The organism is Acidovorax sp. (assembly GCF_046291265.1).
Classification (GTDB): domain Bacteria; phylum Pseudomonadota; class Gammaproteobacteria; order Burkholderiales; family Burkholderiaceae_C; genus Acidovorax.
In genome coordinates this window covers 1-20,814 of the sequence record NZ_JBKBTV010000017.1, presented here as the reverse complement: position 1 = coordinate 20,814, position 20,814 = coordinate 1, and the positions used below count along the sequence as shown (strand labels likewise).

Here is a 20,814-nt window from a genome sequence, read left to right as displayed (position 1 = left end):
CGGCTGCAACGGAGTTACCCATGTCGAAAATCCAAATCAACCGCGTGACCAACGCGAACATCTACATCGAAGGCAACAACCTGCTCGGCCGTGCCGAGGAGATCAAGCTGCCCGACGTCAGCGCCATGATGGCCGAGCACAAGGCCCTAGGCATGATGGGCAAGATCGAACTGCCCAGCGGCTTCGACAAGCTGGAGGGCGAGATCAAGTGGAACTCGTACTACCGCGACGCAGCCCGCATGATGGCAAACCCGTTCAAGGCGTTGCAACTGCAGTGCCGCTCCAGCATCGACGTGTATGGCTCTGGCGGCCGGGTATCCCAACTGCCGCTGGTGACGCACCTCACCGTCACGTTCAAAAAGAACCCCATGGGCACCTTCAAGCAGCACGACAACGTGGAACTGCCTGCCGCCTTCGGTGCAACCTACATCAAGCAGGTGATCGACGGCGAGGACGTGCTGGAGCTGGACTACATGGCCAACATCTTCAAGGTGGGCGGCGAAGACCTGCTGGCGCAATACCGGGCCAACATCGGCGGCTGATCTGGCCGACGCGTGAGTTTCCCCGTTATGGCCAGGGGTTCCCGCCAGTAGCCGAGGCATCATCCCTTTGAAAGTTGTCGATGAAAAAAACCCATCTGATCGGGCTCTTGCTTTGCGCAGCCTCCGCCATGGCTTTGGCGGTGGTCAATATGGCTCAACCGGTGCTGTCTGCCGTCAAAGCTGCCTACAAAGCCGCACGCACGCTCGTTGCGAGTGGCGTTGACGCTGTCGCCAAGGCTTTTGCCAAGCCGCAACACTTGCCCGCGCCTGGCGTGGCGTTTGTGGCTGCTGGGGCATATGTCTTGCGTCAGGCGAAGCGGGTGCGTCCAGAGGTGAGCAAGGGTTGGCGAATGTGCCCATCCGCGTAACGCCTTGATCCAGGCCTGAGAAGGCTGAACTGAAAAGCCCGCGTGCACACAGCTCGCGGGCTTTTTTTGTGCCCGCGTTCAATAGACGGGTGTGTGTGCTGGCGGAATCATCGGGGCTCCCCAACCCCTTATGGAGCCACCATGACAACGGCACAGACCCCTCCCGATTCGACTCCGGTCGAAATCCCCCTGAAGTTCCCGATCCAGTCCGGTGGCCAGCGTATCGACAAGCTGACCATGCGTCGCGGCAAACGTGCCGACATGAAGGCGGCGGCCAAGCACAGCAAAGACGATGCCGACCAGGAAGACTTTTTGTTTGCACGCCTGACGGGCCTGACACTGGAGGATATCGATGCGCTCGATCTTGCGGACTCGAAGGTGCTGCAAGACTCCTTTCGGCGCATGGTGGGCGACTGACGCCGCGCTGCGCGAGATCGACGAGGTGCTGCTTTTGGTGCTACGCATCCAGCCGTCTGAGATCGACGCGCTGGAGATGGACGACTACTGGTGCTGGGCGGGCGTGGCCGAGCGAGAGCTCAAGCGACGCGCTGACGCCGCAGCGCGCGGATGACCGCCGCTGCGACCGTGGCGGCACCTGCCGCAATGGCGGCAGCGGCGGCCACTGCAGGCGCCAGGGCTGCGGCTGCCACCCCGAGCACCAGTGGGAACACCAACAGCGCCATCAACCAGGGCATGTTGGTAAAGCACAGCCAGGCAAGCCAGGCGCCAGCAACGACGGCTGCGGTCCAGTACAGGGCGGTGAAGGTGCGTTCAAACATGGCGCGAAGCATAGATCAAAACTCAACCAGGTGCACACATGGCAAATGAGCTGATTGTTGGCGTCAAGATCGGTGCCGCGCTGGCCGGGTCGTTCCAGGCCGCGTTCGCCTCTGCCAAGGGAACGCTGGGCCAGCTCGGGGCGACGGTGGACCTGCTCAAGAGCCGTCACGACCGCATGGGCAGCGCTATGGCGATGGCGCTGGCCCACCCCATGCGTAACGTGGGCGCGCTGCGCACCCAGTACGAGCGTTTGGGCGCCACCATTGACCGCGTGACTGCCAAGCAAACCGCCCTGGCCGCAAGCATGGCGCGCGGCGAGGCGCTGAAGCAGCACCGGGCAGACCTGCGCGGCTCTGTCATGGAGACGGCAGGTACCGCCATTGCGCTGGGCGCGCCCGTTGGGCAGTCCGTACGCTTGGCGGCAGGCCACCAGGACCGCATGCGCGATATCGCCATCACGGGCGACTTCAGCGCCAAGGAAGAAGCCCAGGTGGGCGCAGCCGTCCGTGAATCGGCCTTGAAGTGGAACCAGACGCAAGCCGAAGTGGCTGCAGGCGTCGGTGTGCTGGTGTCCGGGGGCATTCAAAACGCTAAGGAACTGGCGGTTTATGCCCCGGTGATGGCCAAAACTGCGACAGCCACTCGTGCCAGCATGGAAGACCTGGGCAGCGTGGCCATTGCGCTCAACAAGAGCCTAGGCATTTCTGCACAGGGCTTGGACGGCGCGCTGAACATGCTGGCCTATGCGGGCAAGCGCGGGCAGTTCGAGATCCGTGACATGGCGCGCTGGGTTCCTGCGCTGGCGCCATCGTTCCAGCAACTAGGAGTGACGGGCAAAGAAGCAGTGGCTGAAATTGGCGCGGCGCTGCAGGTGGCACGTATGGGTGCAGGCAGCAACGACGAGGCGGCGAACAACTTTCGCAACTTCCTTGCGAAACTGACTTCTCCCGAAACCCTCAAGGATTTTTCTAAGGCGGGCATCGACCTCAAAAAGAGCATGCTCGACTTGCGCGCTCAGGGCATGACACCCATGCAGGCCATGCTGGGCACCATCACGGCGTACATGGGCAGCAAGGGCCCAGCGGCGGCGGGCGAGATGCAGAAGGCCCTGGAGATCAAGGACGACAAAGAGCGCGAGGCGGCCCTTGCGCGGCTGGCCGAGGCTTACGCTCTGGGCGAGCTGTTCCAGGACATGCAGGCGATGAACTTCATCCGGCCCGCCATTGCCAACGCTAAGGAGATGGAGTCCATCAAGCAAGGCTCAATCGACGCGGCCGACAAAGGTGTGATCGATGAGGACTACAAAAAGCGCATGCAAACTGCCACCGAGCAGTTCAAAGCATTCAAGGTCGGGATGATGGACCTGGGCATCACCATCGGCGATGCGCTACTTCCCCCCTTGATGGAGGTGCTGCAGGCTGTCCGGCCCGTGGTGGGCGCCTTTGCTGCCTGGGCGAAGGAAAACCCCGGGGTGGTCAAGGGTGTGATCGGCCTTGTGGGCGGTCTGCTGGCTGGCAAGCTGGCAATCCTGGGCGTGATGTACAGCGTGAACCTGATCATGGCCCCATTGGTGGGCATGAAAACCGTGTTGCTCGCTGTATCGGCCCGCTGGACCGTCCTGCAGGCGCTATGGCAGGCCGGTCGATTCGCCCCTGTCATCGCCGGTATGAAGGCCATCGGCGGCGGCCTTATGACCGTAGGCCGCTATGCGATGCTCTTCGGGCGCGGTGTGGCCATGACGTTCCTCACGCCGCTCAAGCTCATGGGCCAGGGCGCACTGTGGTTGGGCGGCCTGCTCGGCGGGCGCCTGGTGATGGGTCTGCGCCTGGCTGGCCAGGCGGTGCTGTGGCTCGGCCGTGCCATGCTCATGAACCCCATCGGTCTGGCGATCACAGCCGTGGGCGTTGCCGCCTACCTGGTGTGGAAGCACTGGGGCACCATCAAGGCCGCCTTTGTGGCTGCCTGGGGCTGGCTCAAGGGCCTAAAGAACCAATTCTTCACGGCAGGCAGCGAACTCATCAACGGGTTGATCGCGGGCGTCTCGGCCAAGTTGGCGGCAGCGCGTGACACGGTGATGGCGCTGGGCAGCAGCATCAAGGGATGGTTCAAGTCAGCTCTGGGCATCAACTCGCCCAGCCGCGTGTTCATGGGCTATGGCGACAACATCGTCCAGGGCGCTGCCATTGGCATCCAGCGCACCTCGCCCATGGCGGCAAAGGCGGTGACCGGCATGGCGCTGGCTGCGGCTGCAGCGGGTGCCCACGCGGCCCCCGTAGCGCTGCCTGCAGGCGGTGCGCAGGCGAAAGCGCAGCAGGTGCTGGCCGCCCGCGCAGCGGCGTCACGCGCCAGCCAGCCACAGGGCGGGCCAGGGGGCGGGCCAGGCGCTGGCGTCGTCATCCACTTCAGCCCAACCATTACCGTGCCAGGCGGACCTGGCGCGAAAGCCGCAGTGACCGAGGCCCTGCAGCTCTCCCTACCCGAGCTGGAGCGGCTCATCGAGCGTGTGCAGGCGCAAAAGCAGCGCAGGAGCAATTGATGTTCGCAGTCCTTGGAACGGTGCAGTTCGATCTGATCACCTACGTTGAAGGCATGGAGCTGCAGGTGGCGGCCGAATATGCCGAGCATGCCCTCATCGGGCGCAAGCCGCGTCTGCAATGGACGGGCGACCGGCTCGACGAGTACCGGCTGCAGATGTACTTCCACGCCGCGTATTGCAGCCCGGAAGGCGAGATGCAGAAGCTGCTGGGCTTGGTGCGGTCGCGCGAAGCCCGCCAGTTCGTGCTGGGAAACGGCATCAACAAGGGCTGGTTCGTGGCGGTGGAGGCCCAGGCCATGAGCCGCCAGACCGATTCCAAGGGCAACCTGCTGACGCTGGAGGCGTCCCTGTGGCTGCGGGAGTACGTCGAGCCCATCACGCTGGAAACGCGCCGCTCCCAGGTCAAGGGCGCCGCCCGCGCACGCCGCGCGGCCGCGCCGAAGCAGTCCGCGACCACCGTGCCAGCGAGGCCTGCAGGCGCCGGGCGGGGCTGGGTCAACGACGACGGCAAGCGCACGCCGGGGTAACGAGGTAAGGCATGGAACACATCGAGCACATCACGCGCGAGGGCGACCGCTGGGACACCATCGCGCACCTCTACTACGGAGATGCCGCCCTCATCAGCCCGCTGGCCGAGGCCAATGGGCATCTGAAGCTGTTACCTGTGCTGCCCGCCGGATTGCCCGTGCGCGTGCCCCTCATCGAGGACGCCGAGGCCATCGACGCCCAGGACCTGCCGCCATGGATGCGCTAGCAGTCCCCGAGCCGCTTTTCACGGTGGCCTACAACAAGCGCGATATCACCGCCGACCTGACGCCGTTCTTGATTTCACTGTCCTGGACGGCCGACCTCGACGGCGACGAGGCCGATAGCATGGAGCTGACTCTGGAAGACAGCGACGGGCGCTGGCAAGGCGGCTGGTATCCCGTCAAGGGCGACGAGCTGCAGGTGCACATTGGCTATCGCGGCGCCCTCGTACCGTGCGGCGCTTTCGAGATCGACGAAATCGGGCTTGATGGCCCGCCCGCCGTGGTACAGATCAAAGCCCTGGCTGCTGGCGTGATGAAGACGCTGCGCACCCACAAGGGCCATGCCTACGAGGGCACTACGCTGGGCGGCGTGGTGCGTGAGGTAGCCGCGCGCCACCAGCTGCGCGTGGTGGGCGAGATCGAGGACATTCCCGTGCGCCGCATCACGCAGGCGCATGAGCAGGATCTGAAGTTCCTCAAGCGCCTGGCGCAGGAATACGGCTACGCCTTCAACGTGCGCGGCGACCTGCTGACCTTTGTACCGCTGGAAGGGTTGCGCGCCTCGGCTGCCGTGACGGTGCTGCGGCCAGGCGACATGGCCCGTTACGGCTTCCGAGACAAGATCAAGGACACCCCGGCCAGCGCCTCGGTGAAGTACCACGACCCCAAGACCAAGGCGGTGGTGGCCTACGAGCTCGACGCCGAGGGCGCCGTGGTGCCCCGCGCATCGGCGGACTCTCTCAAGATCACCTCGCGCGCCGAGTCGCCCCGGCAGGCAAAGGCCAAGGCGGGTGCTGCGCTCAAGCGAGCCCAGGACCAGGCCACGGTCTGCAGTTGCACCCTCTGGGGCACACCCGGCCTGGTTGCAGGCGTGAACGTGGCGCTGGAGGGCTTTGGCCAGCTCTCGGGCCTCTACCAGGTAGCGCGCTCCGCCCACCGCATCGAGCGCAGCAGCGGCTATGCCACCGAGCTGGAGCTGCGCCGCGTCAAGGCAGGCGCTGCGGCCGTGAACCGGGGCCAAGGTGGCAAATTGAAGGTGGCCGCACTCAAAGACGGAAAGGTGGTGCTGCAATGAACGAGCTGCAGGAACAGCAGGCCGTGTACAAGACCGGCGTCGTGTCGGCAATCGACCCGAAGGGGGTGAAGGCCCGCGTGCGCTTCGACGACCTGGACGGCCTGGAGACAGCGATGATCCCGGTGGGGCAGCGCAAGACCCACCAGGACAAGGACTATTGGATGCCCGATGTGGGCGAGCACGTGGCCTGCCTCATGGACGCCAATCTAGAGGACGGCGTGGTGGTGTGCGCCATCTATTCCGACGAGGACAGCCCACCCACCGATGACCCGGACTTGCGCATGGTGCGCTTCAAGGATGGCGCCGAGGTGGCATATGACCGCGCGGCGCATACTCTCACGGTGCGTGGCGTGGAGCGCGTGGTGGTGGAAGCATCCCAAGAAATCGAGTTTCGCGCGCCGTCCGTGCGGTTCACAGGCAACGTGCATGTGGAAGGCACTTTGATGGACGAAGGCGGCAACTCGAACCACCACACCCACTAGGGTGCATGGGCCGGGGGCACGGCCTGAAATTGTGCCCCCGTTCATATATACGGCGGGGCCGTCCACGGGAACCATCAGGGCTCCCATGGACGCCATCCACACCATCACCGCCAGCGACTGGCAACTCGCAATAGGCCAGCCCGGCAAGGCCCTGACCGGCCTGGCCGACATCGCGCAGTGCTTTCGCGTCATCCTCACCACACCCAAGGGCAGCGACCCGCTGCGGCCCGACTTCGGCTCGGACGTGTGGCAGTACGTGGACTGGCCCATTGCCCAGGCACTGCCACACCTGGTTCGGGAGTGCTGGGATGCGATCACGCTGTGGGAGCCGCGCGTCACGCTCGAAAGCATCAAGCCCCGGCAAGGCGATGAACCGCACCAGGTCGTCGTGGCCATCGCATGGCGCGTCGCTGGCCAAGGGGCCACGCAGAACGCAGAGGTGGCCCTGTGAGCGCCCCCAGCTTCATCGACCGCGACCCCCAGCAGGTAGTGGAAGACCTGGTGGCCCAGTACGAGGCCATGACGGGGCGCACGCTGTACCCGGCGCAGATCGAGCGGCTGATCATTGACCTGGTGGCCTACCGTGAGAGCCTCACGCGCGAGCTGATCCAGGACACGGCGCTGCAGAACCTGGCCGCTTTCGCCCGCGCCCCTTTTCTGGACCACCTGGGCGCGCTGCTGGGAGTGACCCGGCTTGCCGCCTCCAACGCCTACGCCACTGTGCGCATGGAGTTCCAGGAGCCGCTGGTGCAAGCGGCTACGCTGGAACCAGGCTGGCGTGTGGAGTTGCCCTCGGGGCAAGTGTTCGTGACCGACGTGCGCGGCGACGTTGCCCAGGGCACGACCGTGTATGAGTTCGTGGCTCGCGCTCAGGAACCAGGCACGGGCACCAATGGCTGGCCACCTTCGCTATTGCGCGCGGTCGATGTACCGCCCGCGCCCCTGACGGCACTGCGCACGGTATCGGTGACGCGTGGCGGCACGGCTGCAGAGGCGGACGACCGCTACCGCCTGCGCATCAAGATGGCGCCCGAGGCGTTTTCCTGGGGTTCAGAGGGCCGGTACCGGCTCGCGGCCATGACGGCAGCGCCGTCGCTCCTGGACGTGCGCGTTTGGAGCCCTCGGCCAGATGGCTCCATTAGCGTGGTGCTGCTGGGCGCAGACGGCGTGCCGGGTGCCGAGATCGTGGCGCAGGTACAGGCGGCCCTGGACGACCCCAAAGCCCGCATGCTGGGGGACCGCATCACGGTCTATGCCGCGAGTCCGGTGGACTATGCGATTTCAGTGCGTGTCGATGTGTCGCCCGGTCATGTGCCCGACCTGGTGCTCGCCGCCGTCGAGCAGCGCTTGCGTGCCTGGGCGGGCCAGCAGGCCAGCCGCCTGGGTGGCGACCTGGTACCCGCGCAGGTGATCGCTGCGGGGGGCGGCGTTGCGGGTGTGTACGACATGCAGGTGCTGGCACCAAGCCAGCGCGTGCTGCAGGCCCACGAATGGCCCCGCCTCACCGGACTCACGGTGGCGCTCGGAAGGCAACTGTCCGATGGCTGACGTACTGATACAGCCGTCCCTGGCCCAGGACGCCAACCTGGCAGCGCTTGCCCGCCTGCCCGAGCGGATCACCGACCTGGACGTGAGCCCGCTGCTGGTCTATGACGTTGCCAACGTGGCGGCGTCCGCGCTTCCGTACCTGGCCGAGCAGTTCAACATCGCCGGGCCCGTGTGGCAGCACTTGCAGGGCGAGGCAGCCCAACGGGCCGCGATTCTAGGCGCGATCGCTTGGCACAAGGCCAAGGGCACGCCGTGGTCCATTACCGAGGCATTGAGCTGGATCGGCGTGGTGGCAGTGCCAGACGATCTGCGGAGCCTGCCTACCCAGTGGGCGGCCTATGAATTGGTGCTTCAGCATCCACCAAAAGTGGGTCAGGTCCCGGCCATAGTCACCCTGGCGCAGTTCGCCGCGCCCGCACGTGCACACCTCGTGCGCTTGTACAACGTCCTGAACGACGTGCGACCCATCGTGCTGGATCGAGGTCCAGCCCTCGACACCGGCATGCTTGACGGCTTCAGCGGCGTGCCAGGTGACTCGGGCGTGGTCGAGTCCTTCGGCGAACGGCGCGGCGCAACGCTAGACGCATTCCCCATTGGTCGGCCCGTTGGCGCCGCCACCCAGATCCGTGTGTCGGTGTCCCGCTACGACGACATGGCGGTGCTTGACGCCTGGCGCCTGGACTCGCGCGTGTTGTCGGCACTGTCCGGCGGTGCCATGGAACTGACCCAGTACACCACCACCGCGCCACCCGTGGGCGGTGGCGTGCGCGTGCGCTCGCAGTCGCAGGCCAGGGCATCCGCCTGGATCGCTCCCGCGCCCATCAGCGCCACCACCCAGACCACAGCGCATCAATCCGCCGTGCCGGTGCACCCCCCACACCACTGGGGTGGTGCGTGGGGCGGCACCTGGCGCGAGCACTTCCAACTTATTTCAACTGAGGAAACCTGATGGCCGTACTCCAAGACCGTGGCCGCATCGCGCTGGCCAGCGCCATTGCCGCGCAACCCCTTTACCTGGCCTGGGGCCGTGGCCTGCCTGCCTGGGACGCAGCAACTCCGCCCGAGCCCACTACCGCCACCACCCTGGTGGACGAGATCGGCCGCCGCCTCATCACAGCCGTGCAGTACGTGGTGCCTCATGCCGAGGGCGAGATCGAGCTGCCAGATGAAACCCGATTCACAGCCAGCGCCCAGCCCAGCAAGTGGGTGCATGCGCGCTGGACGTTCGACTACGCCGACGCCGCAGGAGAAACGATACGCGAGCTGGGCGTGTTCATTGGCGGCACCTTGCAGGCGGGCTTGCCCGCAGGCCAGCGCTACTTCACCGCCGCCCAGGTGCTGGAGCCGGGTGAGCTGTACACGCTGGAACGCCAGCAGGCCGCCATCCGCAACGGCAGCACCCGCCAGGTGCAGGAATTCGTTTTGCCCTTCTGAGCCACCCATGACCACGACCATTCACAAACGATTCGACCCGGCCAAGAACTTCGACGCCATCGAGTTCCGCCAGGACAAGGTGCTGCAGTCCGCCGAACTGAACGACATGCAGGCCATGGCCGCCCACCGCGTGCGCGGCATTGCCGACGCGTTGTTTCGGGATGGCGATGTGCAGCGCGATGCCCGCATCATCGTCAACGCCGACACCGGCGCTGTGCAAGCCGAATCCGGCGCCGTCTACCTGCAGGGTGAAGTTCGCGGCGTGCCGCCTGGTGCCTTCGTCGTGCCCGTGGTGGGTGTGGTCAACGTTGGGGTCTACCTGCAGACCACCACCGTGACGGAGCTGGAAGACACCACTCTGCTGAACCCGGCCGCAGGCACGCCCGCCTATCAGGAGCCAGGCGCATGGCGCCGCAAGGTGCAGCCAGTGTGGGGGTTTGCTGGCGACGATCAGACAGGGGAGTTCTTCCCCGTATGGGTGATCGAAGACGGGTATGTGCGCGCCAAGGAAGCGCCGCCCAATCTGGACGCGGTCACCCGTGCCCTTGCCCAATACGATGAGGACAGCACCGGCGGGCACTACATCGTGAGCGGCCTGCGCGTGGCCATGGCCGCAGACCTACCCAGCGGCGAACAGGTCTACACCGTGGAGGAAGGCCGCGCGCGTGTCGGAGGCTACCCGTTCCAGCTCATGACCGACAGACGCATCGTGTCTGCAGCGGTGGCTGACCTGCTGCACATCGACAGCGAGCCGCACCTGTCGGCCACCGCCAGTGCGCAGCGCATCGACCTGGGCCGCGCGCCCTGCCTGGGCGTGCCCCAGGTGCGTATCACGGCGCGACGCACGATTAATATGGTGCGTGGCGGGTTTGGCGGCGGGGCAGACCCGTTGCCCGATGCCAGCGTGATGCAGGTGGAGGAAGTCAAGCAAGGCGCTACCACGTACCACGCGCCCGCAGACTTCAAACTGACAGCGGGCCAGGTGGACTGGAGCCCGACCGGTGCCGAACCGGCACCGGGCAGCAACTACTCTGTGACGTACCTCTACATGGCCGTGGTGGTGCCCACAGCCCCAGACTCGCGCGGATTCACGGTGTCCGGCGCCATCCCCGGGACTATGGTGCTGGTGACCTATGACCAGCAGCTGCCCCGCATCGACCGGCTGTGCCTGACCCGCGAAGGCACGTTCGCCTGGGTGCGGGGTGTCTCCAGCGCCTGGGCGCCCACCGCGCCCGTGGTGCCTGACGACATGCTGGGCCTTGCCAGCGTGTACCAGACCTGGGACAGCAACCGCCGCGTGATGGTTGACGGCGTTAAAACGGTCCCGATGTACCAGTTGGTGGGCGAGCGCGCCCGGTTAGATGCCGTGGTGATGGACCTGGCCGAACTGCGCCTGGCCACCAGCGCCCAGGGCATCGACTCCGGCATCAAGAAGGGCCTGTTTGCCGACCCGTTCCTGTCGGACAACCAGCGCGATGCGGGCCTGCCCCAGACCGCCGCTGTGGTGCGCGGTGCCCTGCAGCTGCCCCTGACGCCCACGGTCCACCAATTGGGCGCCGCCGTGACGGGGCGCATGGCACCTGCCCACAACTACCGCGTGGTGCTGTCGCAGCCGCTGCGCACCGGGTCGATGAAGGTGAACCCGTATCAAGCCTTTGACCCGCTGCCCGCATCCGTCACGCTGGTGCCCAACGTGGACCGCTGGACGGTGGTGAACACGGCCTGGGCATCACCCACGACCGAGCGCCTGGACATCGGTAGCGGACGGGAAACCATCCTTGCCAACTGGACGAACTCCACGCGCGTGCTGTCCGAAGCATCAACGCCCATCGAGTTCTTGCGACCGGTAGATGTGACTTTTGTGCTTGGCGGCTGGGGGCCGAGCGAGCCGCTCTCTGCTGTGACGTTTGACGGCATCTCCGTGGTGGCCGCGCCCCTGGACGGGGGCTCGTTGGTGGCTACCCCGGCGGGCGTGCTGTCGGGTAAGTTCACCATTCCTGCTGATGTGACGGCGGGCACCAAGGTGGTGACCTTCACCGGCACGCTGGGCTCCAAGGGCCAGCAGACGTTTGTGGGCCAGGGCACCACGGTGCTGCGCACCAGCCAGAACGTGCGAACCGAGACCTGGGTAAACGGCAATGGCTCGGGCTGGGGATCGGGTGGGAGTTCCGGCGCCACCAGCGGCCCCATCTTTGGGCCACCCGCCAACGGCCAAGCCGCGCAAAACACCAGCCAGTGCGTGGCTGCGCTGTCGCTGATTGGTGTTTACGACCCATTGGCGCAGACTTTTATGCTCGACGAAGCCTGCATGTGCGCGGGCGTGGATCTACGCTTCGAAGCAAAGGACAGCCCGGTTTTTGTGCAGATACGGGAGACGGTCAATGGCATGCCAACGGCCACCGTGGTGATTGACCAACGCATTGCACCCGCTGACATCGTGATCGGTGGCACCACCCGCGTGGCCTGGGTGCCCGTGCAGCTGCAGGCCCAGCGCGAATATGCGCTGGTGGTGGGCTGCGACGATGGCACCACGGCGGTAGCCATTGCCGAGCTGGGCAAGCAAGACGCCACGGCGGGCTATGTGACCAGCCAACCCTACCAGGTGGGCGTGCTGCTTTCCAGCTCCAACGCATCGACATGGACGCCGCACCAAGACCGCGACCTGACGTTCAGCCTGTTGGCCGCGCAGTTCACCGAGACCGAGCGGGTCATTGACCTGGGCACGGCGGACCTGGTGAACGCCACGGACTTGATGATCCTGGGCGCGGCCGAGCGGCCGAGCGCTGCGGCGAACCTCACGTTTGAGGTGGAGTTTCCGCCCGCGCTGGACAGTGCGGTGGCCCGCCTGTCAGACGGCCAGATCGTCTGGCTGGCCGCCCCCTTCACCGGCCAGCTCAAGGTGCGCGCGCGCATCACCGGCGATGCCCATTCGGCGGCCATCCTGCAGCCCGGTGTGCAGCTGATCGCCGCCACGCTGGAGCCCGAGGGCGACTACATCACCCGCACCGTCACTGCTTCGGGTGAATCCCGCGTGGTGGTGGTCTACGAGGGCGACATTCCCGGCGGCTCTGCCGTTCAGGTTCATGTGCAATCGACCGCCGAGGGCGCGCCGTGGGTGCTGGTGCCCTACCTGTCGGCCAGCACCAACACGGCGGGCGCCCGGGAGATCACGCACCAGCTCGAAGACTTTGCGGCCGCCACGGGGTGCCGCGTTCGCCTCACGCTCACAGGCAGCACCACGGCCCGGCCGCGCGTGCACAACCTGCGCGTGGTGGTGCTGTAAGGGGAGCCCATGCCAAACACACTACAAGGCGAGCCCATCGACCAGCGCACCGACGCGCTGGACCTACCGCTGCCCCATATCGACAACTGGCACGAAGACGACGTGCCCCGCTTGCGCGCCGCCTTCGTGCTGATCGACACCGCCCTGCAGCTCATGGGCCTGGACATGGACAGCCGCGATGACGCCCTGTCTGCCCGTCTGGCCCTGTTGGAGTGGGCGGGCGCCCGTTCCTCCTCGGCGGCGTACACCTACGACGCCGAGGGGCGCATCACGGCCATTGCCGAAACGATGGGCGGGCAGGCGCGCACCACCACGTTCACCTTCGACGCCCAGGGACGCGTGGCCACGTCCACCTACACGGTGGCGGGTGGCGCCACTCGCACCGAGACCTATCAATACCACCCTGACACCGGCATGCTGACCGGTATGGTGGCCAACGAAGTGGAGAACGCGCCATGAGCCTGGCTGTAGGTATTTACAACGAGCTGCGGCGTGTTGGAGCGGCAGTGCTTTCCGCCGTTAGCGGCGTCAATGCGGCCGTGGGTGGCGTGGCGGAGGGTGTGGGCGAGGTGGGGGCCGCAGTTAATGCCCTGGAGGCGCACATCGACGCCATTCAAGGTGGTGTGGGGGTGCCAGTGCGCCAGCGCCTGATCTGGACCGGTGCCGACCGCGCGATTCCTGGCCATCTTGTGCGCCAGATGAACGCCTACCGGCCCCGGCAGCAGACCAGCCCGGCGGGGATCGCCCTGGAGTCTGTGACCCACAACGGGACCGTGTACCTTGGGTTTGGCGGCACCAATACCTGGTACACGTCGCCGGACCTGGTGACCTTCACCGCGCGGGTGTTCAGCAGTGGCTCCACGAACATGCGCGGCCTGGCGGTGGGGGCAAACCTGTTTGGCCTGAGCGCGTTCAGCGGCTCGCTGGCCTTGAACAGAAGCACCGATAACGGAGCGAGCTGGGCAAACCTGGGCGGTGTCGGCATCACCCAGGCCGTCATGCACACGGCCGGGGGCCTGGGATACCTCCTGACGCCCAGCAATTCGGCGGCGTTCATCCACTTCACCACAGCCGGTGTGATGACGAACAAGAATTTCCCGGCGGCGGCCACCTGGGGCGGGGTCGTGCACAACGGTGCGGGCTGGCTGGCTTTCAGCGTGGACGGCGTGGCGGCGTACAGCAGCAACGGGGCGGACTTCACCATGAGCGCCAGCTATGCAGCCGAGCGGGTGAAGCTGCCCGCGAACCCGAGCGCGATCTATGCGCTGGGCTCACGGTTCATCGCCGTGGCCCTGTCTGGCACCACGTTTTCCACCATTTTTTCCGACGACAACGGGGTTACCTGGCAGCAAGGGGCGGCCTATGGGCAGTTCTTCGAGGGGCGGTTCTTTGGCAGCGTGAACCCGGACGCGGTGGTGCTCGACGGCCATCTGTACGTCAGCGCCCGCGCCGGGGGTGTCGGGTTCCTGCTGAGCACGGCCAACGGGGTGACCTGGCGCACGCATGCCGACATCAACGTATCGGACAGCGCGCCCGGCCTGTACCGGCGGGTGGGCGCCAACACGTTCTTTCTGAACACGGCGGTCAACTCAGGGCCGCCGCTGGAGATCAACCTGGCGGCAAAGGAGCTGTTCTATGAACTATGAGTTCGACCTGTGGGGGTGGTACGTGGGCCAGGCGATCACTCCTGGTCTGCGCACCACCACAGTGGCACCGGCCAACAAGTCGGTGGCGAGCACCATCGGCGCGCCGCGTTCGAACTGGACGGGCGTGGCTTGGGTGGTCGCACCCTACGTGGCAACCCCGCCTGCGCCGGAGCCAGCTGGAGACCCGCGCATGTGGTGGATTGATCTGGGACCATTCAAAGACCGGCTGGGTATGGATGCGCCCGCCATCTACGCCAGCACGAGCGACGCTTGCAAGGGCGTTGTGGGCATGGTCGAGGGGCGTAAGTACATCGACCTCAAAGACCCTCGCATCGCCCTAATGATGGGGGTTCTGATCGCCACGGCCCACCCAACGGCAAATCCGATCTGGCCAGGCAGCGGCCCCATGACCGAGGCCAAGCGCCGCGCCATCTTGGACACTCCGACCACGGAGTACGAACGCCACATCAAGGGACTGACCTGACATGCTGCTCGCTTCCTATATCAGCATCCGCCCCGGCATCCAAGGCCTTGCCAACCGCTTGATCCAGTTCCGCCTGCAGGCACCGGAGAGCCACTCAGAGATTGTTTTCGAGCCTGGTGACGGCGTGGACCGCCTGATGCCGGACGGAAGCTGCCAGCCCGACGCCACAGGCGCCCTGTGGTGTGCAAGCAGCGTGGCCTGGGAGAAGCTGCCCGCGCACTCGCGCCGAGCTGACCGACGTGGAGGCGTTCGCTTCAAGCGCATCGCTCTCAAACCTGAGCACTGGCACCTGCAGCCGTACCACCGCGATCCCGTCAAGGCAGCAGAGCGCGTAAAGCGCCGCGAGGGCGAGCCCTATAGCTGGCGCCTGATCCTGGGCTTCGTGGGTTGGTTGGTGACGGTGATCTGGCCGCCATCAAAGCGCAAGACGGTCTGCAGCCAGCTTGTAGCCGAAGCCGGGGGCATGGACCCTGAGCAGGCGTATCGCCTGGACCCTGCCACCTTGCGCCACGTGGTGGAGGCGGAGAACAGGGAGCGCCAGTAAAAAAGACGGGCGACCTGGCCAGGTGCGGTAACACCTGGCCAAGCCCCAACCTGCAGAACGAGCCTGCAAGCCGACAAGGCCCGCCACCCTGTACAGAGTGCGGCGAGTCTATCGGATGTTTCACCCATGGAAACCGGCTTGCAATGAATGAAATCCGATGCGGCGCCTGCCGCCGAAAACTGGGCGAGGGCGAGTACACCGTCCTCACCATCAAGTGCCCCCGCTGTGGGGCCATGAACACTCTGAGGGCCGCGAGCCCCTTACCAGCGCGCCAGGGAGCGCCACTGCAAGGCCCAAATGGCACCCATCATTCCCTGGATCGGCGGCAAGCGCCGCCTCGTCGACCTGCTCCTGAGCCGGTTTCCACCCCATAGCTGCTATGTCGAAGTGTTTGCCGGTGGCGCGGCTGTCTTCTTCGCCCGCAACCCGGCCGACGTCGAGGTGCTGAACGACGTCAACGGCGACCTGGTCAATCTGTACCGGGTCGTCACACACCACTTGGAGGAGTTTGTCCGCCAGTTCAAATGGGCGCTCACCAGCCGCCAAGTGTTCAAGTGGCTGCAGGAGACGCGACCCGAGACGCTCACCGACGTGCAGCGCGCCGCCCGTTTTTTCTACCTGCAGCAGCAGAGCTTCGGCGGCAAGGTCGCTGGCCAGACCTTCGGTACCGCCACTACGGCTCCGGCCATCAACCTGTTGCGCATCGAAGAGAACCTATCGGCTGCGCACCTGCGCCTGGCCAGCGGCACCTACATCGAGAACCTGGACTGGGCGGCATGCATCGACCGCTACGACCGCCCACACACCTTGTTCTATCTCGATCCGCCGTATTGGCAGACCGAGGGTTATGGCGTGCCCTTCCCGTGGGATCAGTACGTGGCCATGGCGGCCAAGCTTCGGCAGATCAAAGGCAAGGCGGTCGTTTCTATCAACGACCACCCGGCTATCCGAGAGTGCTTCGCCGGGTTCGGCATGGAGGCTCTCAAGCTGGACTACACCGTTGGAGGCGGAGCCAACAGGGTTGAACGGGGCGAGCTGGTGATCTACAACTGGGATCACCAGGCAGAACCGGCAGGCTTGTTTTAGAAAGCGCTGCTGCCAAGAACGTGGGCAGGGATGCGATATTCGACCTTCGCCTCGCTCACCGCGTCGAGAATCGCCGCCTGACATTCGGGTGGCAAGCCATTGATAGCTGACCAGATCAACAGGTCCCAGTTGGGGCCCGTGAGGAGGTCTGGCCTCTCCTGGATGATGATGGCAGCCGCAATCTGAGGCATCCTGCCTTCCGTGCGGTCGTCCTCACCGAGGGTGTGGATGAGCTTGTCACGAAGGTGATTTGAAGTGATTTGGGTGGGCATGGTGCCTCCTACGGTTGAGAAGCCACCATGGTGCTGTCACGACTGCCCGGAGGAAAGCAGGAAACTGGGGGAAAAGGTCGCCGACCTAGCGCGTCAGGCTAGCCATTGACGTGGACTGCAATTTCGTTACAGCGGGTGAAACCCAGACCAAGGCGATTTATCACAGCACAGGCATCTGATTTTTCGCGGCGCGCTTCAGCTGGGCAGGGGCCGAATGGTCCGGCTGCGGCTTCAAGGAGACATCGCGCTGCTGGCTGAAGGCAGTAGTTTACTTAGTTGAGAAGGATTCTCATTCGTTTATGCGCACAGTGTTTTGATTTGTGTGCGTTTGCAACAACAGGCGCGCAGCTTGCGGATGTTGTGTGTGCTGGAGAGCAGGGTTACGTTGCCGCCTCAAACTACACAGACACAAAAAAACGGGCCGAAGCCCGTTGAGTGATTTTTGTTTTTGCGCTTTTGGTTGCCGTGGGGCGCGCTCCTCTGTGTGTTATTCCGCTTCGCCCATCTGCGATTGCAGGTAGTTCTGCAGGCCCACCTTGGCGATCAGGTCGATCTGGGTTTCCAGAAAGTCGATGTGCTCTTCGGTGTCGTCCAGGATCTTTTGCAGCAGGTCGCGCGAGACATAGTCACGCACCGTTTCGCAGTGGGCAATGCCGTCCTTGATGGTGGCCTGGGCGCCTTGCTCGGAGCTGAGGTCGCACGCCAGAATCTCCGGCACGTCTTCGCCAACTCGCAGCTTGGCCAGGTCCTGCAGATTGGGCAGGCCGTCCAGCGTGAAGATGCGGTCCATCAGCCAGTCGGCATGCTTCATCTCGCCGATGGATTCTGCGTATTCCTTCTTGGCCAGCTTGTCGAAGCCCCAGTGCTTGAGCATGCGGTAGTGCAAAAAATACTGGTTGATGGCCGTGAGTTCGTTCTTGAGCTGGGCCTGCAGATGGCCAATCACTTGTGCGTCACCTTTCATGGGGGACTCCTTGTTCTGTTGTGTTGATTCGGCCCCGATTGTCGTGATCAATATCAACCCGTGCAAGGCAAGCCCCTGCTTTCGCGCGCTGGCTGCGTGTGAGGTTGATAGGTGTTCGCGTTCAGGCTTTCGCATTGGGCCCTCCAGCGCGCAGCCGATGGCCAAAAAATGGTTGTCGCCCCGGGCTAAATGTGGCTCAGTAGAAAGAACGTACGCAGCGCAACATTCGGGGCACATTCATGGAACCATCAACCCATTTCCTGTCTTTGGCTTCTGGCGGCGTCGCTTGCATGCGGGCGCGCAGCATAGGTCTACTGGTGGCATTGGCCACAGTGGCTTTCCAAGCCACCTCTGCAGAGATTCATCCCTACGAACTCGCAACGCTCCAGCAACAAGTTCAGCGTACAGGCTGGGTGCGGGTCATGGTTACCCTGGATCGCAGCGCCTGGCACACGCGGTCAGCAGAACAGACGTTGCGGCTGCAAGCCCTGGCCGACCGTCTGTATGCAGAACTGGGCGATTCCGCTTTCCCCACCGGTCGCAGCAACAGCGGATTGGGGTGGATTGGGTTTTATACAAACTCGGCGGGCATCGCCATCCTTTCGCGCACGCCACGGGCCGAAAAGTTTTTCATAGATCCGACGGGCAGAAGTTGGGGGCGTGAACGGGCCGGGGATGGAAGCTTCGAAGCCATCGACGATGCGCTCGTTGCCGCACCCACTGTGGAGGTGGATTTGGTACTGGCCACCGAAGAGCCGCCATACACCCTGCTACCCGATGGCAGCACCCGTTTCGATGGCCCCTCGGAAGTGAGCGAGATGCTGGACCGCCTGCTCGCCGAGCCGTTTGCGCAGCACATCAAGGGCATCGACCGCAGCCAGAACCCCCAGCTTGCGCCTGTCGTGCAGGCAAGAATTGACCGGGTGGCGTTTTTTGCGTTGGTGGACAGCGTCCATGTGCGCGCGGTGCGGCTGCGGGGCTTTGTGCGCCAGCCGTCGGCCATCTGGCACGAGGATGCGCTGCGGGTCGCCGCAAGAGAAGGCCGCGCGGAAATCCACATCCTCCTGCGAGGTGGCGAGACTTATACGTATTCCCCTCACCAAAGCCCCAAGGCGCGCAAATACCAAATGGATGCCCACACCCGCGCGTTGAACGAGATTCTGAAAGCCGCCGGGGTGGAGTCGCCGCCGGTGCTTTCAGCGGCCGATGCGCACATGGGGCTGGTGCACCTTTTCGTCACCAGACCCCAGCTTGAAAAGCTGTTTGCCCAACGGGACCCACGCATACTGAGCGTGGATGTCAACAAGGCGATGGCTGAGCCGGCCGGTAAATTGCCAGCTGTCTCGGGCTGACTGCCTGACTGCCTAGCTATCGCGCAGCGTTGACGCCAGCGGTGCCGTGGGCATGGGCACCCGCGCTGCGGCGCCGCTCCACCCAATGCGCCACACCCAGCCACACCGTCGGCACCAACACCAACGCCAGCGAAATGGCCTGCGCAATGCTGCCCTCCGCCAGCTCTTCGGTGGCCGCATGCCAGTAAGCGTTGTCGATACCCGGCATCACGCCGCCTTCCGTGAACTCATGAAACGCATAGACCACCAACTGCACCGCAAATACCGCCATGAACCATGAGGTCACGCGGAAGAACCGCCCGAGGTTCACCGCCCGGCCGTAGCGCGTCCAGGCCCAGGCAATCGCAATGGCCAGCGCCAGGCCCGCGGCGCCGCCCCAGGCCATGTAGCCCAGCTCCGCGCTGCGGGCCAGGGCGGCGAGCATGGTGGCGGTTTCCACGCCTTCGCGGCCCACCATGAACAAGGCGAACAGGAAGACGGCCAGCCCAGCGCGCGGCCCCTCCAGCACGCTGGCGCGGTCCATGCGCTGCGCAATCTCCTGGCCCATGCCTTTGCCCGCGCTGCGCATGTGCACCACGCACCAGGCCACGGTAGCGGCGGCCACCAGTGCCATGCCGCCCTCGGCTGCGGGCGACACGGCGCCCACCTGCGACAGCACCCAGCCCAGCACCAAAGACAACAGGGCGGCGACGCCCACCCCGGCGCGCAGCGGCAGCAGCAAGTTCAGACGCCCGGTTTTGCGCAGGTAAAGCGTGGCGATGGCAATCACCAGCAGGGCTTCCAGCCCTTCACGGAAACAGATGAGCAGTGTTTGGAACATGGTGAATTCAGGTCTTTGCTATAAATTAATGAGCTGCTAGCGCTTATAAATAAAGCGCTGCAGGCCTTTTTGACCAATATTTTTGAGAATGGCGCGTGTTCACGGCCTTGCCGCTGCAACGCAGAGGCCGAAGCGGCTTTGCTGCAGTGCGGCAGATGATATGACTAAATGCGAATCAGTTGTATTTGAATGTTTGATATGCCGCAAGGGTTGGGCAAGCGTGCGCTGTTGATGCGCCCTGGATGCGCCGTTTTTGGCGGCAGGACGAGGGCGCACTTCGAGGGGTGAAACATCCCAAATGCCGCACTGCGGGCATTGGCGATGCGCCGCAACATAGTCATAGACAATTGATTCAATGCAATCAATTAATTGGTTTGATGGGTTCAAAGCGCCTAGACTTCAGCCTTGTTCAGTTAATCAACCACTAAGGAAACAGCCATGTCCCTGATCAACACGCATGTTCAGCCCTTCAAGACCACCGCTTTCGTCAACCGCGACGGCAAGGGTGACTTCATCGAAGTGACCGAAGCCAACCTCAAGGGCAAGTGGTCCGTGCTGATCTTCATGCCCGCAGCTTTCACCTTCAACTGCCCCACCGAAATCGAAGACGCTGCTGACAACTACGCCGAGTTCCAGAAGGCTGGCGCCGAGGTCTACATCGTCACCACCGACACGCACTTCTCGCACAAGGTCTGGCACGAAACGTCCGACGCCGTCGGCAAGGCCAAATTCCCCCTGGTTGGCGACCCAACCCACCAGTTGACCAACGCTTTCGGCGTGCACATTGCTGAAGAAGGCTTGGCATTGCGCGGCACGTTCGTGATCAACCCTGATGGCGTGATCAAGACG

The 20,814-nt window shown here is 64.5% G+C and carries 25 protein-coding genes; 21 read left to right on the top strand and 4 right to left on the bottom strand.

Going from position 1 to position 20,814, the window contains the following annotated elements:
* The first annotated feature begins 20 nt into the window (after window positions 1-20).
* The 3 genes from ACK41V_RS08885 to ACK41V_RS08875 all read left to right on the top strand — a co-directional run bounded on the left by ACK41V_RS08885 (window position 21) and on the right by ACK41V_RS08875 (window position 1,327).
* The gene (locus tag ACK41V_RS08885; protein WP_409780807.1) at window positions 21-542 is read left to right on the top strand and encodes a phage major tail tube protein; all 522 of its coding nucleotides are present in this window, start codon (window positions 21-23) and stop codon (window positions 540-542) included.
* Between the two features lie 80 nt (window positions 543-622).
* On the top strand, window positions 623-910 hold the full coding sequence (locus tag ACK41V_RS08880) for a hypothetical protein (RefSeq protein WP_409780804.1): 288 nt from the start codon (window positions 623-625) through the stop codon (window positions 908-910).
* 141 nt (window positions 911-1,051) lie between these two features.
* Window positions 1,052-1,327 carry a phage tail assembly protein gene (locus tag ACK41V_RS08875; RefSeq protein WP_409780801.1) on the top strand — a complete coding sequence of 92 codons (276 nt, stop codon included), beginning with the start codon at window positions 1,052-1,054 and terminating at the stop codon, window positions 1,325-1,327.
* A gap of 119 nt (window positions 1,328-1,446) precedes the next feature.
* Here the strand turns inward: ACK41V_RS08875 and ACK41V_RS08870 are convergent, their stop codons facing one another.
* Window positions 1,447-1,689 carry a hypothetical protein gene (locus ACK41V_RS08870; RefSeq protein WP_409780798.1) on the bottom strand — a complete coding sequence of 81 codons (243 nt, stop codon included), beginning with the start codon at window positions 1,687-1,689 and terminating at the stop codon, window positions 1,447-1,449.
* A gap of 38 nt (window positions 1,690-1,727) precedes the next feature.
* Here ACK41V_RS08870 and ACK41V_RS08865 point away from each other — a divergent pair, with 38 nt between their 5' ends.
* The 16 genes from ACK41V_RS08865 to ACK41V_RS08790 all read left to right on the top strand — a co-directional run bounded on the left by ACK41V_RS08865 (window position 1,728) and on the right by ACK41V_RS08790 (window position 16,557).
* Complete coding sequence (locus ACK41V_RS08865) at window positions 1,728-4,226, top strand: phage tail tape measure protein (protein WP_409780795.1); 2,499 nt, start codon at window positions 1,728-1,730, stop codon at window positions 4,224-4,226.
* A complete protein-coding gene (locus ACK41V_RS08860) occupies window positions 4,226-4,753 on the top strand; it encodes a phage tail protein (protein WP_409780792.1) in 528 nt (175 codons plus the stop codon). Before ACK41V_RS08865 ends, ACK41V_RS08860 begins: the two co-directional genes overlap by 1 nt.
* A gap of 11 nt (window positions 4,754-4,764) precedes the next feature.
* The gene (locus ACK41V_RS08855; RefSeq protein ID WP_409780789.1) at window positions 4,765-4,980 is read left to right on the top strand and encodes a tail protein X; all 216 of its coding nucleotides are present in this window, start codon (window positions 4,765-4,767) and stop codon (window positions 4,978-4,980) included.
* Window positions 4,968-6,050 carry a phage late control D family protein gene (locus ACK41V_RS08850; RefSeq protein ID WP_409780787.1) on the top strand — a complete coding sequence of 361 codons (1,083 nt, stop codon included), beginning with the start codon at window positions 4,968-4,970 and terminating at the stop codon, window positions 6,048-6,050. The genes ACK41V_RS08855 and ACK41V_RS08850 overlap by 13 nt, the downstream gene beginning before the upstream one ends.
* Entirely contained in the window at window positions 6,047-6,532 is a 486-nt protein-coding gene (locus ACK41V_RS08845) for a phage baseplate assembly protein V (RefSeq protein WP_409780784.1), read from the top strand. Before ACK41V_RS08850 ends, ACK41V_RS08845 begins: the two co-directional genes overlap by 4 nt.
* 85 nt (window positions 6,533-6,617) lie before the next feature.
* Window positions 6,618-6,983, top strand: coding sequence for a GPW/gp25 family protein (locus tag ACK41V_RS08840; RefSeq protein ID WP_409780782.1), 366 nt, complete (start codon window positions 6,618-6,620; stop codon window positions 6,981-6,983).
* Window positions 6,980-8,080: a baseplate J/gp47 family protein gene (locus ACK41V_RS08835; RefSeq protein WP_409780779.1), complete on the top strand. Its 1,101-nt coding sequence runs from the start codon at window positions 6,980-6,982 to the stop codon at window positions 8,078-8,080. The genes ACK41V_RS08840 and ACK41V_RS08835 overlap by 4 nt, the downstream gene beginning before the upstream one ends.
* Window positions 8,073-9,029 carry a phage tail protein gene (locus tag ACK41V_RS08830; RefSeq protein WP_409780777.1) on the top strand — a complete coding sequence of 319 codons (957 nt, stop codon included), beginning with the start codon at window positions 8,073-8,075 and terminating at the stop codon, window positions 9,027-9,029. The genes ACK41V_RS08835 and ACK41V_RS08830 overlap by 8 nt, the downstream gene beginning before the upstream one ends.
* The gene (locus ACK41V_RS08825) at window positions 9,029-9,514 is read left to right on the top strand and encodes a hypothetical protein (RefSeq protein ID WP_409780774.1); all 486 of its coding nucleotides are present in this window, start codon (window positions 9,029-9,031) and stop codon (window positions 9,512-9,514) included. Before ACK41V_RS08830 ends, ACK41V_RS08825 begins: the two co-directional genes overlap by 1 nt.
* A 7-nt stretch (window positions 9,515-9,521) precedes the next feature.
* Entirely contained in the window at window positions 9,522-12,797 is a 3,276-nt protein-coding gene (locus ACK41V_RS08820) for a DUF4815 domain-containing protein (RefSeq protein WP_409780771.1), read from the top strand.
* A 9-nt stretch (window positions 12,798-12,806) separates the two neighbouring features.
* Window positions 12,807-13,256: an RHS repeat domain-containing protein gene (locus ACK41V_RS08815; RefSeq protein ID WP_409780768.1), complete on the top strand. Its 450-nt coding sequence runs from the start codon at window positions 12,807-12,809 to the stop codon at window positions 13,254-13,256.
* Window positions 13,253-14,443, top strand: coding sequence for a sialidase family protein (locus ACK41V_RS08810; protein ID WP_409780765.1), 1,191 nt, complete (start codon window positions 13,253-13,255; stop codon window positions 14,441-14,443). Before ACK41V_RS08815 ends, ACK41V_RS08810 begins: the two co-directional genes overlap by 4 nt.
* Window positions 14,433-14,927 (top strand): hypothetical protein, encoded by a 495-nt coding sequence (locus ACK41V_RS08805; RefSeq protein ID WP_409780762.1) that lies wholly within the window; start codon window positions 14,433-14,435, stop codon window positions 14,925-14,927. The genes ACK41V_RS08810 and ACK41V_RS08805 overlap by 11 nt, the downstream gene beginning before the upstream one ends.
* Before the next feature lies 1 nt (window position 14,928).
* The gene (locus ACK41V_RS08800) at window positions 14,929-15,471 is read left to right on the top strand and encodes a hypothetical protein (RefSeq protein ID WP_409780759.1); all 543 of its coding nucleotides are present in this window, start codon (window positions 14,929-14,931) and stop codon (window positions 15,469-15,471) included.
* A 143-nt stretch (window positions 15,472-15,614) separates the two neighbouring features.
* Window positions 15,615-15,845 carry a Com family DNA-binding transcriptional regulator gene (locus ACK41V_RS08795; RefSeq protein WP_409780756.1) on the top strand — a complete coding sequence of 77 codons (231 nt, stop codon included), beginning with the start codon at window positions 15,615-15,617 and terminating at the stop codon, window positions 15,843-15,845.
* Entirely contained in the window at window positions 15,769-16,557 is a 789-nt protein-coding gene (locus ACK41V_RS08790) for a DNA adenine methylase (protein ID WP_409780753.1), read from the top strand. Before ACK41V_RS08795 ends, ACK41V_RS08790 begins: the two co-directional genes overlap by 77 nt.
* Here ACK41V_RS08790 and ACK41V_RS08785 read toward each other — a convergent pair.
* Complete coding sequence (locus ACK41V_RS08785) at window positions 16,554-16,829, bottom strand: hypothetical protein (protein ID WP_409780751.1); 276 nt, start codon at window positions 16,827-16,829, stop codon at window positions 16,554-16,556. The two genes, ACK41V_RS08790 and ACK41V_RS08785, sit on opposite strands and share 4 nt — an antisense overlap.
* A 487-nt stretch (window positions 16,830-17,316) precedes the next feature.
* Window positions 17,317-17,793, bottom strand: a complete 477-nt coding sequence (gene bfr / locus ACK41V_RS08780) for a bacterioferritin (RefSeq protein ID WP_409780748.1) — start codon at window positions 17,791-17,793, stop codon at window positions 17,317-17,319.
* Window positions 17,794-18,215: 422 nt separating this feature from the next.
* Between bfr and ACK41V_RS08775 the strand changes: the two genes are divergently transcribed.
* Window positions 18,216-19,145 carry a hypothetical protein gene (locus ACK41V_RS08775; RefSeq protein ID WP_409780745.1) on the top strand — a complete coding sequence of 310 codons (930 nt, stop codon included), beginning with the start codon at window positions 18,216-18,218 and terminating at the stop codon, window positions 19,143-19,145.
* 16 nt (window positions 19,146-19,161) lie between these two features.
* On the opposite strand, the gene ACK41V_RS08770 is transcribed toward ACK41V_RS08775, so the two are convergent.
* On the bottom strand, window positions 19,162-19,965 hold the full coding sequence (locus ACK41V_RS08770; RefSeq protein WP_409780742.1) for an FTR1 family protein: 804 nt from the start codon (window positions 19,963-19,965) through the stop codon (window positions 19,162-19,164).
* A gap of 438 nt (window positions 19,966-20,403) precedes the next feature.
* On the opposite strand from ACK41V_RS08770, the gene ACK41V_RS08765 reads away from it, so the two are divergent.
* The coding region (locus tag ACK41V_RS08765) for a redoxin domain-containing protein (RefSeq protein WP_409780740.1) at window positions 20,404-20,814 on the top strand (411 nt) is incomplete at its 3' end.

Bases quoted from the DNA above. Each gene is read 5' to 3' on its own strand.
- ACK41V_RS08865 (WP_409780795.1), top strand. From the start codon at position 1,728: ATGGCAAATGAGCTGATTGTTGGCGTCAAGATCGGTGCCGCGCTGGCC.
- ACK41V_RS08860 (WP_409780792.1), top strand. From the start codon at position 4,226: ATGTTCGCAGTCCTTGGAACGGTGCAGTTCGATCTGATCACCTACGTT.
- ACK41V_RS08800 (WP_409780759.1), top strand. From the start codon at position 14,929: ATGCTGCTCGCTTCCTATATCAGCATCCGCCCCGGCATCCAAGGCCTT.
- ACK41V_RS08845 (WP_409780784.1), top strand. From the start codon at position 6,047: ATGAACGAGCTGCAGGAACAGCAGGCCGTGTACAAGACCGGCGTCGTG.
- ACK41V_RS08880 (WP_409780804.1), top strand. From the start codon at position 623: ATGAAAAAAACCCATCTGATCGGGCTCTTGCTTTGCGCAGCCTCCGCC.
- ACK41V_RS08795 (WP_409780756.1), top strand. From the start codon at position 15,615: ATGAATGAAATCCGATGCGGCGCCTGCCGCCGAAAACTGGGCGAGGGC.
- ACK41V_RS08830 (WP_409780777.1), top strand. From the start codon at position 8,073: ATGGCTGACGTACTGATACAGCCGTCCCTGGCCCAGGACGCCAACCTG.
- ACK41V_RS08885 (WP_409780807.1), top strand. From the start codon at position 21: ATGTCGAAAATCCAAATCAACCGCGTGACCAACGCGAACATCTACATC.
- ACK41V_RS08805 (WP_409780762.1), top strand. From the start codon at position 14,433: ATGAACTATGAGTTCGACCTGTGGGGGTGGTACGTGGGCCAGGCGATC.
- ACK41V_RS08855 (WP_409780789.1), top strand. From the start codon at position 4,765: ATGGAACACATCGAGCACATCACGCGCGAGGGCGACCGCTGGGACACC.
- ACK41V_RS08820 (WP_409780771.1), top strand. From the start codon at position 9,522: ATGACCACGACCATTCACAAACGATTCGACCCGGCCAAGAACTTCGAC.
- bfr (WP_409780748.1), bottom strand. From the start codon at position 17,793: ATGAAAGGTGACGCACAAGTGATTGGCCATCTGCAGGCCCAGCTCAAG.
- ACK41V_RS08790 (WP_409780753.1), top strand. From the start codon at position 15,769: ATGGCACCCATCATTCCCTGGATCGGCGGCAAGCGCCGCCTCGTCGAC.
- ACK41V_RS08875 (WP_409780801.1), top strand. From the start codon at position 1,052: ATGACAACGGCACAGACCCCTCCCGATTCGACTCCGGTCGAAATCCCC.
- ACK41V_RS08870 (WP_409780798.1), bottom strand. From the start codon at position 1,689: ATGTTTGAACGCACCTTCACCGCCCTGTACTGGACCGCAGCCGTCGTT.
- ACK41V_RS08850 (WP_409780787.1), top strand. From the start codon at position 4,968: ATGGATGCGCTAGCAGTCCCCGAGCCGCTTTTCACGGTGGCCTACAAC.
- ACK41V_RS08785 (WP_409780751.1), bottom strand. From the start codon at position 16,829: ATGCCCACCCAAATCACTTCAAATCACCTTCGTGACAAGCTCATCCAC.
- ACK41V_RS08825 (WP_409780774.1), top strand. From the start codon at position 9,029: ATGGCCGTACTCCAAGACCGTGGCCGCATCGCGCTGGCCAGCGCCATT.
- ACK41V_RS08815 (WP_409780768.1), top strand. From the start codon at position 12,807: ATGCCAAACACACTACAAGGCGAGCCCATCGACCAGCGCACCGACGCG.
- ACK41V_RS08770 (WP_409780742.1), bottom strand. From the start codon at position 19,965: ATGTTCCAAACACTGCTCATCTGTTTCCGTGAAGGGCTGGAAGCCCTG.
- ACK41V_RS08840 (WP_409780782.1), top strand. From the start codon at position 6,618: ATGGACGCCATCCACACCATCACCGCCAGCGACTGGCAACTCGCAATA.
- ACK41V_RS08775 (WP_409780745.1), top strand. From the start codon at position 18,216: ATGGTTACCCTGGATCGCAGCGCCTGGCACACGCGGTCAGCAGAACAG.
- ACK41V_RS08810 (WP_409780765.1), top strand. From the start codon at position 13,253: ATGAGCCTGGCTGTAGGTATTTACAACGAGCTGCGGCGTGTTGGAGCG.